At 73.0% G+C, this 13,130-nt stretch carries 14 protein-coding genes and 1 riboswitch; of the genes, 1 reads left to right on the plus strand and 13 read right to left on the minus strand.

Annotated elements, in window-relative coordinates:
- Positions 1-18: 18 nt before the first annotated feature.
- Together ABD999_RS16490 and ABD999_RS16495 are read right to left on the minus strand one after the other, a co-directional pair.
- On the minus strand, positions 19-1,410 hold the full coding sequence (locus ABD999_RS16490) for a serine/threonine-protein kinase (RefSeq protein WP_345482785.1): 1,392 nt from the start codon (positions 1,408-1,410) through the stop codon (positions 19-21).
- Between the two features lie 119 nt (positions 1,411-1,529).
- Complete coding sequence (locus ABD999_RS16495) at positions 1,530-2,570, minus strand: LLM class F420-dependent oxidoreductase (RefSeq protein WP_148032695.1); 1,041 nt, start codon at positions 2,568-2,570, stop codon at positions 1,530-1,532.
- 90 nt (positions 2,571-2,660) lie between these two features.
- On the opposite strand from ABD999_RS16495, the gene ABD999_RS16500 reads away from it, so the two are divergent.
- Positions 2,661-3,548: an endonuclease/exonuclease/phosphatase family protein gene (locus ABD999_RS16500; protein WP_148032696.1), complete on the plus strand. Its 888-nt coding sequence runs from the start codon at positions 2,661-2,663 to the stop codon at positions 3,546-3,548.
- Positions 3,549-3,569: 21 nt separating this feature from the next.
- On the opposite strand, the gene ABD999_RS16505 is transcribed toward ABD999_RS16500, so the two are convergent.
- The 11 genes from ABD999_RS16505 to ABD999_RS16555 all read right to left on the minus strand — a co-directional run bounded on the left by ABD999_RS16505 (position 3,570) and on the right by ABD999_RS16555 (position 12,874).
- Positions 3,570-4,145 carry a nucleotidyltransferase family protein gene (locus ABD999_RS16505; protein ID WP_219543402.1) on the minus strand — a complete coding sequence of 192 codons (576 nt, stop codon included), beginning with the start codon at positions 4,143-4,145 and terminating at the stop codon, positions 3,570-3,572.
- 9 nt (positions 4,146-4,154) lie between these two features.
- On the minus strand, positions 4,155-5,243 hold the full coding sequence (locus ABD999_RS16510) for an XdhC family protein (RefSeq protein ID WP_271275315.1): 1,089 nt from the start codon (positions 5,241-5,243) through the stop codon (positions 4,155-4,157).
- A complete protein-coding gene (locus ABD999_RS16515) occupies positions 5,236-6,306 on the minus strand; it encodes a vWA domain-containing protein (RefSeq protein ID WP_271275316.1) in 1,071 nt (356 codons plus the stop codon). Before ABD999_RS16515 ends, ABD999_RS16510 begins: the two co-directional genes overlap by 8 nt.
- Positions 6,299-7,165, minus strand: a complete 867-nt coding sequence (locus tag ABD999_RS16520) for an AAA family ATPase (protein WP_219543399.1) — start codon at positions 7,163-7,165, stop codon at positions 6,299-6,301. The genes ABD999_RS16515 and ABD999_RS16520 overlap by 8 nt, the downstream gene beginning before the upstream one ends.
- 95 nt (positions 7,166-7,260) lie before the next feature.
- Positions 7,261-7,713 carry a PH domain-containing protein gene (locus ABD999_RS16525; protein WP_271275317.1) on the minus strand — a complete coding sequence of 151 codons (453 nt, stop codon included), beginning with the start codon at positions 7,711-7,713 and terminating at the stop codon, positions 7,261-7,263.
- A gap of 20 nt (positions 7,714-7,733) precedes the next feature.
- Positions 7,734-8,204, minus strand: coding sequence for a 6,7-dimethyl-8-ribityllumazine synthase (gene ribH, locus ABD999_RS16530; protein ID WP_219543398.1), 471 nt, complete (start codon positions 8,202-8,204; stop codon positions 7,734-7,736).
- The gene (locus ABD999_RS16535; RefSeq protein WP_271275318.1) at positions 8,201-9,442 is read right to left on the minus strand and encodes a bifunctional 3,4-dihydroxy-2-butanone-4-phosphate synthase/GTP cyclohydrolase II; all 1,242 of its coding nucleotides are present in this window, start codon (positions 9,440-9,442) and stop codon (positions 8,201-8,203) included. Before ABD999_RS16535 ends, ribH begins: the two co-directional genes overlap by 4 nt.
- Complete coding sequence (pnuC, locus tag ABD999_RS16540) at positions 9,439-10,083, minus strand: nicotinamide riboside transporter PnuC (protein WP_148032703.1); 645 nt, start codon at positions 10,081-10,083, stop codon at positions 9,439-9,441. Before pnuC ends, ABD999_RS16535 begins: the two co-directional genes overlap by 4 nt.
- On the minus strand, positions 10,080-10,670 hold the full coding sequence (locus ABD999_RS16545) for a riboflavin synthase (RefSeq protein ID WP_271275319.1): 591 nt from the start codon (positions 10,668-10,670) through the stop codon (positions 10,080-10,082). Before ABD999_RS16545 ends, pnuC begins: the two co-directional genes overlap by 4 nt.
- Entirely contained in the window at positions 10,671-11,765 is a 1,095-nt protein-coding gene (gene ribD / locus ABD999_RS16550; protein WP_261808672.1) for a bifunctional diaminohydroxyphosphoribosylaminopyrimidine deaminase/5-amino-6-(5-phosphoribosylamino)uracil reductase RibD, read from the minus strand.
- 103 nt (positions 11,766-11,868) lie between these two features.
- Positions 11,869-11,999: riboswitch (FMN riboswitch) on the minus strand.
- 65 nt (positions 12,000-12,064) lie between these two features.
- Positions 12,065-12,874, minus strand: a complete 810-nt coding sequence (locus ABD999_RS16555) for an oxygenase MpaB family protein (protein ID WP_148032705.1) — start codon at positions 12,872-12,874, stop codon at positions 12,065-12,067.
- Positions 12,875-13,130: the final 256 nt, after the last annotated feature.

Below are 13,130 nucleotides of genomic sequence, written 5' to 3' on the forward strand. Positions count from 1 at the left end.
CGGTTGGTCCACTATCCGCTAGATCTGCCAGTCGTTGAGCCAGTCGGACAGCGGGCCGGCCGGGGCGATCTCGCCCTTGTCCCTGGCCTTGCGCAGATCGCGGATGACGTGGGAGACCTCCCTGACGCCGGCCCGCTCGTCGCCCTCGGCGAACTTCCGCCCGGCCTTCCTGAGCTTGTCCTGGGCCTTCTCGGCCACCTTCGGGTGCATCCCGTTCACGGCCATCTGGCTGGTGACCGCCTCGTCGAACCTCCTCACCCAGGTCTCCCAGCCGCCCGGCGGGACCGACTGGCCGACGGTGCCCTTGGGGATGGGCAGGGCGTCGGTGCCGCGGAGCTCGGTGGGCTCCGGCTCGGCCGTGAAAGTGGGCGTGGGGGTCGGGGTCGGCGTGGGGGTCGGTGAGGGCGGCGCCTCGCCGGTGACCTGCGTGGTGGGGGCGGCCTCGGGCGGGTCCTCGTCACCGCTCGCCAGGAAGATCATGACTACGGTGACCGCCACGATGGCCGCGAGGGCCACGCCGGCCTGGACGAACAGGCGGCGGTTCTCGCGGCCGGACGGCGGAGGCGGCGCCAGCTCGGACGCGTCGTAGATCGCGGTGTCCCCGGCCCGCGCGGCCGGGGTCGCGGCGGGGGCAGGCTGCGCGGGCGCGGCGGCCCGTGGCCTGGCGATGGCGGCCAGCGCGCGGCGCACCGCCTCGCCGCTGGCGGGCCGCTTGGCGGGCTCGGGGTCGAGCATGGCGAGCAGTAACCGGTCCAGCTCGGCGGGCACGCCCTGGCGCAGGGTACTGGGCGGCGCGATCGCGCCCTCCCTGGCGGGCGCCTGGCCGGTGAGCAGCTCGTAGCAGACCGCGCCGAGCCCGTACAGGTCGGCCGACGCCTGCCCGTCGCCTCCGGCGAGCCGCTCGGGCGCCTGGTAGCGGGGGTCGCCGCCGGGCCGGCCCGTCAGGCCGAACCCGACGACCTTGAGCACGCCGCTGCCGGCCATCCGGAAGCTGTCGGGCCCGACCTTGCCGTGCACCAGGCCCGCGCGGTGCGCCGCGTCCAGGCCGGCCGCGGCCTGCCCGGCCAGGTCGCACACCTCCACCACCTTGAGCGGCCCGCGCCCGGCGAGCTCCTCGCCGAGGCTCGGCCCGGTGAGGAACTCCGTCACCAGGAACGGGGACCCTTCGTGCTCCCCCACGTCCAGCACCATGGCGACGTTGGGATGGATCACCCGGGCCACGGCCTGGGCGTGCTGGCGCAGCACCTCCCTGGTGGCCGCCCCCACCGCCTTGGCTCCCAGCATCTTCACGGCCACGGTCCAGTCGGCGCGGGTGTCGTACCCCCGCCACACCTCGCCCATCGAACCGCTGCCGATGCGCTCATCAAGCCGGTACCGCCCGGCGACCAGGGACGGCGTCGCGTCGGACATATCTCCGCCAATGCTCAAACTTCAGTTTTCGACCAACCTTAGGCCCCAACGGAAACGCCCGCCTCCTCCAGCACGGGGAAGGCGGGCGTTTCGACGGGTGTGTACCGGTGCGGCGGTGATCAGGAGGCGATGTCCTTGATGGTCTCGATCAGGCGGACGCGCTCCTCGTGGGTGCGGCCGAGCGGGGTGACGTTCAGCGTGGTGACGCCGGACTCCTTCATCGCCCGCATCCGGTCGCGGACGTAGGCCTCGTCGCCGATCAGCGACATCTTCTCCAGCAGCTCGCGCGGCACCAGCGCCGCCGCCTCGTCCTTCTTGCCGTCGAGGTAGAGCTCCTGGATCTGCTCGGCCTCCTTCTCGTAGCCGTAGCGCCTGGCGAGGTTGTTGTAGAAGTTCTTGCCCTTGGCGCCCATGCCGCCGATGTAGAGGGCGGCCATCGGCCGGCCGAGGTCCAGCAGGCCGTCTGCGTCGTCGCCGATGTAGAGGGACGCCTGGGCGACCACGTCCAGCTCGCCCAGCTCGGGGTCGCGTTTGGCCTTGCCGGCGGCCAGGGCGGCGCCCCACACGTCGGCGGCCTTCTCCGGCACGTAGAAGATCGGCTCCCAGCCTTCGGCCAGCTCGGCGGCCAGCTCGACGTTCTTGGGGCCGATGGCGGCGAGCACGATCGGGATGCGGGAACGTACCGGGTGGTTGATGATCTTGAGGGGCTTGCCCAGGCCGGTGCCCTGGTCGGGCGGCAGCGGCAGGGTGTAGTGGCGGCCGTCGTACTGCAGGCGCTCGCGCCGCCACACCTTGCGGCAGATCTCGATGACCTCGCGGGTGCGGCCGATCGGGGCGGTGTAGGGCACGCCGTGGAAGCCCTCGATGACCTGCGGGCCGGAGGAGCCGAGGCCGAGGGTGAAGCGGCCGTCGGAGATGTAGTCGAGGCCCGCGGCCGTCATGGCCATCAGGGCGGGCGTGCGCGAGTAGATCGGCAGGATGCCTGAGGCGATCTGCAGCCGCTCGGTGACGGCCGCGATGTATCCCATCTGGCTGACCGCGTCGAAGCTGTAGGCCTCCGCGACGAAGACGATGTCGAGCCCGGCCTTCTCGTAGTCGGCGAGCTCTCCCACCGTCTCCTTGAATCCCCCGGAGTAGCCCAGTGTCATTCCGATCCGCATGCCCGCTCCCACCACAGAATGATGTTCCGTTCCGATGCCGTCAGGTTAGCGTGTCCGCGCTGGAGCCAGCGAGGGGCTACCTTGGTCAGAGTGCTGAAGCGCGTCGTCGTCGTCGTGTCCGCCGTCCTCGCCGTGGTCCTGGCCGGACACCGCTACGTGCCGGCCCTGGGCGGTTTCACGACGGTCATGGAGAGCCTGCTGCCGTGGCTGGGCCTGGCCGTGCCGGTCCTGCTGCTGGGCGCGGCCCTGGCCCGCTCCACCGCGGCCGTCGGCGCCGTGCTGGCTCCGGCGGCCGTGTGGGGCGTCATGTTCGGTCCCGCGCTGCTGCGCACCCCGCCAGGCGGGCCGAGTGACCTGGCGGTCGGCACGGTGAACGTGGGCGTGCGCAACGACGCCTCGGGCGAGGCCGTACGCGCCGTCGCCGAGGACCTCGACCTGCTGGCGGCGCAGGAGCTCACCCCGGGCGGCCCGGCGGCCAAGCAGCTCAACCGGATGTTCGAGCACCGTTACGCGGTGAGCACCGTCGGCCTGTGGAGCCGCTACCCGATCAGCCGCGAGCGCCCGCTGGACGTCGGCATGGGCTGGGTGCGCGCCCTGCGTGCGACCGTGCGGACCCCCAAGGGCGACGTGACCGTGTACGTGATGCACCTCGCCTCGGCGCGGCCGGGCGAGACCACCTCCAGGGACGCCTCGCTGGCGCAGGCGCGCAAGCTGATCGACCGCGACGGCAGCAAGCGGATCCTGCTGCTGGGCGACCTCAACACGGCCACCACCGACCGGGGCATGCGCGGGCTGACGCCGCCGCTGACCGACGCGCAGGAGGTCGCGGGCGACGGGTTCGGGTTCACCTGGCCGGCCGGGTTCCCCGTGACGCGGCCGGACCACATCCTGTTCCGCGGGATGACCGCCACGCGGGCCGAGGTGGCCCCGGCCACCGGCAGCGACCACCGGGCCGCCGTCGCCTCGTTCCGTCTCTGACGACGACGCGACCGCGGCCGCTCACTCAGGTTCCAGCAGCCGAGGCTCCAGCCTGGCCAGATCGCCGGGGGTGTCGATGTCGGCGGGGTCGCCGGCGCACGGCACCTCGGTCACCAGCTCCGGATGGGCGGCCAGGAAGGGGCGGGCGCCCACGTCGCCGCGGGCCAGGGCGGCGACCTCGGCGAAGTGGCGGCGCTCGATCAGCACCGGGTTCCTGCGCCGGCCGCCGTACGTGGCGACGGCCACCCCGGCGCCGGAGGCGATCAGCGCGCGCACCGCCTCGGCCCGCACCAGCGGCTGGTCCACCAGCGCGATCACCACGGCCCGCGACTCGGCGGGCAGCGCCGCCAGCCCGGCCCGCAGGGAGGACCCCATGCCGGACCGCCAGTCCGGGTTGCGCACGGCCACCGCCCCCCGCACCTGCACGGTCGCCGCCCCGAGCACCACCACGACCGGGTGGCAGCCGCCCTCCTCCAGCAGCCGCACCCCCCGGTCGACCAGCCGCTCCCCGGCCAGCTCCAGCAGCGCCTTCGGCCTGCCCAGCCGGGAGCCCTCGCCGGCCGCGAGCAGCAGCCCCGCCACCCCGCTCCCCTTCATGGCCGTCCCCTACCCGTCGTGGTGGATGCGGCCCCGGGTGGTCGACAGCGGCCGGCCGGACCCGCCCCAGCGGAGCTGGATCAGCTCGGCGGCGATGGACACGGCCGTCTCCTCCGGAGTGCGCGCCCCCAGGTCCAGCCCGATGGGCGAGCGCAGCCGGGCCAGCTCCTCCTCGGTCAGCCCGGCCTCGCGCAGCCGGTCCATCCGGTCCTCGTGGGTGCGCCGCGAACCCATGGCGCCCACGTACCCGGCGGGGGTGCGCAGCGCCACCTCCAGCAGCGGCACGTCGAACTTGGGATCGTGGGTGAGCACGCAGATCACGGTGCGCTCGTCCACCGAGACGGAGGCCAGATAGTCGTGCGGCCACTTGACCACGACCTCGTCGGCGTCGGGGAAGCGCTTGGGGGTGGCGAAGACGGGCCGGGCGTCGCACACGGTGACGTGGTAGCCGAGGAACTTGCCGACCCGGGCGACGGCCGCGGCGAAGTCGATCGCGCCGAACACCAGCATGCGCGGCGGCGGCGCGAACGAGTGCACGAACACGGCCAGGTCGTCCAGCCGCCGCTCGCCCTCGCCGCCGTAGTGGCGGATGCCGGTCAGCCCCTGGGCGAGCATGCCGCGGGCGTCGTCGTCCACCGCGTCGTCGAGGCGGCCGGGGCCGAGCGAGCCGGAGGAGCGGCCGGGCCAGATGATCCGGCGGGCGCCGACCTCGCCGGGGCCGGAGAGGACGGTGGCGACGGCGACCGGCTCGTGCTCCTCGATCGAGGCGGCCACGTCGCCCAGCTCGGGGAAGGTGTCGCGGGAGATCGGCTCGACGAAGATGTCGATGATGCCGCCGCAGGTGAGCCCGACGGCGAACGCGTCGTCGTCGCTGACCCCGTACCGCTGCAGCACCGGGCGGCGGGTCTCGGTGGCGAGCTCGAACACGGCGCCCTCGACGCATCCGCCGGACACGCTGCCGACCACCTCGTCGCCGCGCACGGCCATGGCGGCGCCCGGTGGCCTGGGCGCGCTGTTGAACGTGCCGACCACCGTCGCGAGCCCGAACTCGAGCCCCGACCTCCACCAGCGCATGATCTCCGGGAGCACGTCACGCATGGGCGAGCCTTTCGGTGAGTTCCTCGTAGGCGGCCAGGCTGTGCCCGGCCACCAGGGCGTCGAGGTAGGGCAGGGCGGCCCGCATGCCGCCGGTGAGCGGCTGGTAGTCCTCGTACCCCTTGTGCGGGTTGACCCAGATCACCCGGTGCGCCTGCCGGGCCAGCCGGGCCATCTGGGCGCGCAGCAGTTCGGGGTCGCCCCGTTCCCAGCCGTCGGAGGCGATGACCACGGTCGCGCCGCGCGCGCTGTGCTGGGACAGGAACTGCTTCAGCTCCTCCCCCAGCCGGGTGCCGCCGCTCCAGTCGGGGATGGCCCGCGACACCGCGTCGAGCGCGGTGCCGGGGTCGCGGTGGCGCAGCTCGGCGGTGACGGCGGTGAGCCGGGTGCCGACCGAGAACACGCGGGTGGCCCGCGGCTCGCTGCGCACCAGCGCGTGCGCGAACCGCAGCAGCGTCTCGGCGTACGGCGACATGGAGCCGCTCACGTCGACGAAGAGCACGACGCGGCGCGGCCTGGTGGTGTGCCGCCGGCGCCGCAGCCTGGCCACCTCGCCCTTCCTGAGCGCGTCGCGGATGGTGCGGCGCTGGTCGAGCACGCCCCGGTGGGCGCTCTCGTACCGGCGCGAGCGGCGTGTGGCCCGCCTGGCCCTGAGCATGGTCAGCATCCGGTGCACCTCGGCGCGCTCGGCCTCGGTGAGCCTGGCGACGTCCCGGTGGCGCAGGACCTCGGTGCTGCTGGCGGTGGCGGGCGCGGCCTCGCCCTCGCGCCCGCCCTCCGCGCTCTCGCCCGCCGCGGTGTAGCGGGTGACGGAGGTGACGGCGGCCGGGGCGGTGGTGGCCTTGGCGCCGCCGAAGTACGCGTGGAAGCAGCGGTCGTAGCGGGGCAGGTCGTCGGGGCCGGCGCAGAGCGTGAGGCGGCCCGCCCAGTAGACGTCGCCGGGGACGGCGACGTCCAGCTGCTCCAGCGCGCGCAGGAAGCCCTGGGTGCGCTCGTGGTCGGCCGCGACCCCGGCCGCCCTGAGGGTACGGGCGAACCCGGTCATCGTGGCGGCCAAATCAGTCATGGCGGAGCAGCCCGTTGCCCAGGACGCGTTCGACGTCCTCCCGGTACTTGAGCGCGGCGCCCAGCGTGGCGGCCGCCCGGCCCGGGTCGAGCTCGTCGGCGCCGAGCGTCAGCAGCGCCTCGGTCCAGTCGAGGGTCTCGGCGATGCCCGGCGGCTTGACCAGGTCGGCCCCGCGCAGCCGCTCGGCGGCCCCGGCGACCTGGCGGGCCAGCGTCTCGGTGCAGGCGGGCAGGCGGCGCAGCAGGATCGCCACCTCCCGCTCGAAGCTCGGATGCTCAAGCCAGTGGTAGAGGCAGCGCCGCTTGAGCGCGTCGTGCACCTCCCGCGTGCGGTTGGAGGTCACCACCACGACCGGCGGCGACTCCGCCCTGATCGTGCCGAGCTCCGGGACGGAGATGGTGAAGTCGGAGAGCACCTCCAGCAGGAACGCCTCGAACTCGTCGTCGGCCCGGTCGATCTCGTCGACCAGCAGCACGCTCGGCTGCGTCTCCAGCGCCTTGAGCAGCGGCCGCGCGATGAGGAAGCGCCGCTCGTAGATCTCCCCTTCGAGCCGCCGCACGTCGGTCACGCCGGCGACCTCTGCCGCCTTCAGGTGCAGCAGCTGCCGGGCGAAGTCCCAGTCGTACAGGGCCTGCGCGGCGTCCAGCCCTTCGTAGCACTGCAGCCGGATCAGCGGCGCCCCGAGCAGTCCGGCCAGGGTCTTGGCCAGCTCGGTCTTCCCGACGCCCGCCTCCCCTTCCAGGAACAGCGGCCGCCGCATCCGCAGCGCCAGGAACGCGGCCGTGGCCAGACCTTCGTCGGCCAGATACGCATGCCGGTCGAGCAGCTCGATGAGCTTTTCCGGCGACTCGATGTCCATCGCCCTCATTGTCCGCCGACGCACGCTTTCAGGCTACGGGTCACGCCGTTTTCCTGATAATCGACGCCCTCTATGACGTGAAGTGAGGTCTCACGTCAGTCTTCGCGGGCCTCGCCGCGGTCGTGGATGAGGGCGGTGAGCTCGGCGATGGCGCGGCGGGCCGCGGGCTTCTCCGAGCCCTGGATGCCCATCGCGCCGATCGTCCGGCCGTCGGAGAAGTCGACGCGGGGCCATGGGTCGCCCTGCACGAAGGTCACGTCGAGGACCTCGGGCCAGGTGTAGCGGTGGGTGCGGGCCGCGTTGACCAGGGTGACGCCCTCGTCGTCGGCCTCCACCCGCACCCGGCCGAGCAGGTGGAGCACGAACGCCACCGCGCAGCCGAACGCGACGATCGCGATGCGGTCGGCCAGCTGGAACGGCGGGGCGATGAGGATCGCCATCACCACCGCGCCGAGCACGATCAGGGTGGCGAAGGTGTAGGCGACGAACCTCCCCCGGCGCGGGCGCCAGACGACGGGCAGCGGGGGAGGTGGCACGAGCTCAGGCACGGTCGAGAATGTACCGCAGGTCAGCCGAGGGTCCGCAGGAGGAGTGCGGTCTCCAGCGCGGCGATCGCGGACTCGTAGCCTTTGTCCTCCTTGCTGTCCGGCAGCCCCGATCGGTCCAGCGCCTGGCCGAGGTTCTCGCAGGTGAGCACGCCGTTGCCGACCGGGGTGCGCTCGTCGAGCGAGACCCTGGTCAGCCCGGCCGTGACCGAGTCGCACACGTAGTCGAAGTGGGCCGTCTCGCCGCGGATGACCGCGCCCAGCGCCACCACCGCGTCGCAGCGGCGGGCCAGCGCCTGGGCGACCACCGGGAGTTCGAGCGAGCCGGGCACCCGCACCACGGTGGCGGTGGCGCCGGCGTCCTCGCAGGCCCGCACCGCCCGGTCCACCAGCCGGTCGGTGATGTCGGCGTGCCAGCTGGCGGCCACCACCCCGACGGTCAGCCCGGACGCGTCGGGCGCCGTGGTGATCGCGGGACGTCCTTCGCCGCTCATGAGGCCTCCTGGGTGCCGTCGATGTCCGTGTGTTCGATGGAATGGCCCAGCCGGTCGCGCTTGGCCTGCAGGTAGCGGGCGTTGTACGGGTTCACCGCGACCGGCATCGGCTCGCGGCCGAGCACCTTGATGCCGTAGCCGTCCATGCCCGTGACCTTGACCGGGTTGTTGGTGAGCAGCCGCACCCCCTTGACCCCCAGGTCGGCGAGGATCTGGGCGGCGTTGGAGAACTCGCGGGCGTCGATCGGCAGACCCAGCTCGACGTTGGCGTCGACGGTGTCGACCCCGGCGTCCTGGAGGCTGTAGGCGCGCAGCTTGGCCAGCAGCCCGATGCCGCGGCCCTCGTGGCCGCGCAGGTAGACGACCACGCCGCGGCCCTCGGCCGCGATGGCCGCCATGGCGTGGTCGAGCTGCACCCCGCAGTCGCAGCGCAGCGAGCCGAACACGTCGCCGGTCAGGCACTCGGAGTGGGCGCGGACCAGGACGTTCTCGCCGTCGCCGAGGTCGCCGAAGACCAGCGCGACGTGCTCGCCGCCGTCGATGGAGCTGGAGTAGCCGTACGCCCGCCACATCCCGTACGCGTTGGGCAGGTTGGTCTCGGCGACCCGGGTGACCATGCTCTCGGTGCGCCGCCGGTAGTCGGCGAGCTGCTCGATGGAGATGAGCGCGAGGTCGTGCTCGTCGGCGAAGACGCGCAGCTCGGGCAGCCTGGCCATGGTGCCGTCGTCGTTGACCACCTCGGCCAGCACGCCCGCGGGGCTGAGCCCGGCGAGCTTGGCCAGGTCGACGGCCGCCTCGGTGTGGCCGCGCCTGACCAGCACGCCGCCCTCGTGGTAGCGCAGCGGGAAGACGTGGCCGGGCCGTACCAGCTCGTACGGCTCGGTCGCGGAGTCGGCGAGCGCCCGGATCGTCCTGGCCCGGTCGGCGGCCGAGATGCCGGTCGTGACGCCGTCGCGGGCGTCCACGCTGATCGTGTACGCGGTGCGCAGCCGCTCGCGGTTCTGGTGGACCATGAGCGGCAGGCCGAGCCGGTCGAGCTCGCGGCCCTCCATCGGCACGCAGATGACGCCGCTGGTGTGCCTGATGGTGAAGGTGAGCAGCTCGGGCGTGGCCCTGGCCGCGGCGAAGATGATGTCGCCCTCGTTCTCGCGGTTCTCGTCGTCGACGACCACGACGGGCCGGCCCGCCCTGATGTCCTCGATCGCCCGCTCGACCGGGTCGAGGATGCCCCCGGTCATGACGCCACCGCCACGGCCGGTGCGGAGGCGCGGTACTCGCGCAGCCACTTGACGAACCCGACCAGCACCATCACGAAGAAGATCGCGTACACCGCGCCCGAGACGTACAGCCCGGAGTTGAACGCGACCGGCACGCCGACGAGGTCGACGGCCACCCAGACGATCCAGAAGTCGACCAGCGCCCGGCCCTGCGCCCAGGTCGCGACCGCGCCGCCGACGAAGATGTAGGCGTCCGCGGCCACCACGGCCAGCGGGGCGTCCGGGTACCACGACAGGTTGAACGTCTTGAACAGCGCCGCCACCACGATCGTGCCGAGCACGGCCGCGGTGATCAGCACGAGCCGCTCGCGCCCGGTCGCGGGCCGCACGGCCAGCTCGTGCTGCTGGGTGCCCTGGCGCCACTTCCACCAGCCGTAGATCGCCAGCAGGCCGAACAGGGCCTGCTTGAGCGCGTTGCCGGTGACGTGCGCGCTGATGGAGGCGGCGAAGAGCAGGACGGCGCCGGTGAACTGCACCGGCCAGGTCCAGATGGACTTGCGCATGGCGAACACCACGGTCGCCAGCGCGCAGATGTTGCCGATCAGGTCGGTCCACCTCACGGGCAGGCCGAAGATGTCGATCGATGCGTCCGCCCAGCTCATCGGGCGCCCACCAGCCTCTCCACGTACTTCGCGATCACGTCGACCTCGAGGTTCACCAGGTCGCCCACCTGGCGCTCGCCCAGGGTGGTCAGCTTGAGCGTGGTCGGGATGAGGCTCACGCCGAAGCTTCCGTCGTCAACAGTCGTCACCGTCAAGCTGATTCCGTCGACGGCGATCGAACCCTTCTCCGCGACGTACCTGCTCAGGGACGCGGGCAGGCCGAAGCGCAGGTCGTCCCAGTTGTCGCCGGGCTCCCTGGACAGCAGTGCGGCGGTGCCGTCGACGTGGCCCTGCACGATGTGGCCGCCGAGCCGCTGGTCGGCCCGGACCGCGCGCTCCAGGTTGACCGCCCCGCCCTCCGACAGCGCGCCGAGCGAGCTGCGGTCGAGCGACTCCTTCATCACGTCCACGGTGAAGACGTCGCCACGCACGTCCACGACCGTGAGGCAGACGCCGTTGACGGCGATCGAGTCGCCGTGGCGGGCGTCGGAGGTGACCACGGGGCCGCGTACGGACATCCTGGCGCCGCCGCCGGCCGCCTCGACGGCGACGACCTCGCCCTTCTCCTCGATGATTCCGGTGAACATTCACTTCTCCCTGCGGGGGTGCGGGGGCGCGGGGCGTGCGACGAGGCGCACGTCCGGCCCGATGGGGGAAACCTCGTCGAAGATCAGGCGGTGCGCCTCGCCGATGGTGCGCACTCCGGCCTCGCCCAGCGCGGCGGCGCCGGCGCCGAGGAGGGCGGGCGCGACGTAGGCGACGACCCGGTCGACCAGCCCGCGGGCCAGGAACGCCCCGGCCAGCGTGGGGCCGCCCTCCAGGAACACGCTGACCACCTCGCGGGCGGCGAGCTCCTTGAGCAGGGCGTGCAGGTCGAGGCCGCGGCCGTCGCGGGGCACGCGCAGCAGGTCGGCGCCGAGGGTCGTGACGGTGTCGGCGGCCACGGCGACGAGCGTGGGGGCCGCGCCGTCGAGCACCCGCGCGGTGGCCGGCGTCCTGGCGTCCGGGTCGACGACCACGCGCAGCGGGCGGCCCTCGGCCAGGGCCGGCCTGGCGGTGAGCCGGGAGTCGTCGGCCAGCACGGTGCCGATGCCGGCCACGATCGCGTCGCTGCGGGCGCGCAGCCGGTGCACGTCGGCCCTGGCCTCGGGAGAGGTGATCCACTGGCTGGTGCCGTCGGCGGCGGCCGAGCGGCCGTCGAGAGTGGCGGCGAACTTCCACGTCACGTGCGGGCGGCCGAGCCTGGCCCAGGTCAGCCACTCGGCGTTGACCCGCTCCGCCTCCTCGGCCAGCACCCCGGCCGTCACGGCGACTCCGGCCGCGCGCAGCCGCCCGGCGCCGCCGGCGGCCTTCGGGTTGGGGTCGGCGACCGCGTGGACGACGCGGGCCACGCCCGCCTCCAGCAGCGCGCCGCTGCACGGGCCCGTCCGGCCGGTGTGGTCGCAGGGTTCGAGGGTGACGTAAGCGGTGCCGCCCCTGGCCCGCTCCCCCGCCTCGCGCAGGGCGGCGACCTCGGCGTGCGGCCCTCCCGCGTACGCGTGGAACCCCTCACCCGCGACCCGGCCGGCGGCGTCGAGCACGACGCAGCCCACGACGGGGTTGGGGCTGGTGTGACCGTGACCGCGGGCGGCCAGCTCGACGGCGCGCGCCATGTGGACCGCGTCCTGCGGGGATCCCGCCACCGGGGGCCTCCTACTCGCCAGTAGCTCCAAGCCGTGGCGGGCCCCGGGGGGTCGAACACGGTACGCGAACGCACCGTGGGGCACCCGGCGCAATGCCGGGCACCCGCGTGCTGCCTCCCATCCGGACTTTCACCGTCGGTCCCGGAATTTCACCGGGTCAACCGGCCGATGGCATCGGCCGGGTCGCGGACTGTCACCGCCGGTTCGGATTTTCACCGACCCCGGAGCACGCTAGCTCTGTCCATCCCAGTGTGCCATGTCCGAATTCATGCGCGCGACCGGGGCTCCCCGTGATCGGCTCAGGCGGCCATGAGCTTGCGGGCGCGGCGGGCGTCGGGGCTGTAGCGGACGTTCGCGGGCACCAGGCCGATGCCGGCGTGCAGGGCCCGCAGCGTGGCGGTCGCCCACAGGTCGCCGACCGGCGTGGCGGGCAGCCCGTACATCCGCCTGGCCCAGCGCGGCAGCGTGGCGAAGGCGAGCACGGTCAGGGCCGGCACCACCGGCCGCAGCGTGGCGAGCAGGCCGGGCAGCGGCGTGTGCAGGGACGCCAGGAGCGGGTTCGCGGCCTCGGGGACGAGCCGCAGCCCCGGGCGGGCGGCCTCGATGTAGGCGCGCAGCCCGCCGACCGAGCCGGGCACGCTCAGCGGGTCCAGGCCGACGACCTCGGCGGCGCGCCGCCACTCGGCGACGAACGCGTCGGCGTCGGCGTCGCTGAGCCGCACGCCCGCCCGGCGGGCCACCGTCAGGTAGGAGTCGACCTCACCGACGTGCACCCAGCGCAGCGACGCGGGCTCGTCGAGCCGGAACCGCTCGCCGGTGTCGGGGTCACAGCCTGTGAGCGTGGCGTGGATCTTGCGTACGCGGCGGCCGGCCTGCTCGACTTCGGCTCGTGTCCCGTACGTGCGCACGCGGACGAATTCTGTGGTCCGGACGAAACGCGACCACGCCTCGTCGGGATTCATGAAGGCGGAGTTCTGTATGACGCCGCGCATCGCGCGCGGGTGAAGGCTCTGCATGAGAAGCGCGCGGAACCCGCCGACCAGCAGAATCGGCTCACCCATCACCCGCCACGTCACGGACTCCGGCCCGAACAGCCCGTGGTCTTCCATGAGTAAGGGCCTACCCGCCAGGGCCGGGGGCTATGTCACAGGACTGTCGTGGTTGTGCCGCGATTCCGTGATTACTGAGCGTATAAACGGTTCTGATTCTTGCATCCGGTGATATGGCAGGTCAATGACTTTGCGAATACGACAAAGTCTATTTTTTACAACAAACTTACGAAAAACCGTGGAGGCATTGTCACAGAGTGAGATGACCTGAGAACGTCGCCTGTGGCCCGGAATTTCCGGATTTCGTACGTGCTGA

This window comes from Nonomuraea ferruginea, assembly GCF_039540635.1.
Lineage (GTDB): Bacteria > Actinomycetota > Actinomycetes > Streptosporangiales > Streptosporangiaceae > Nonomuraea > Nonomuraea ferruginea.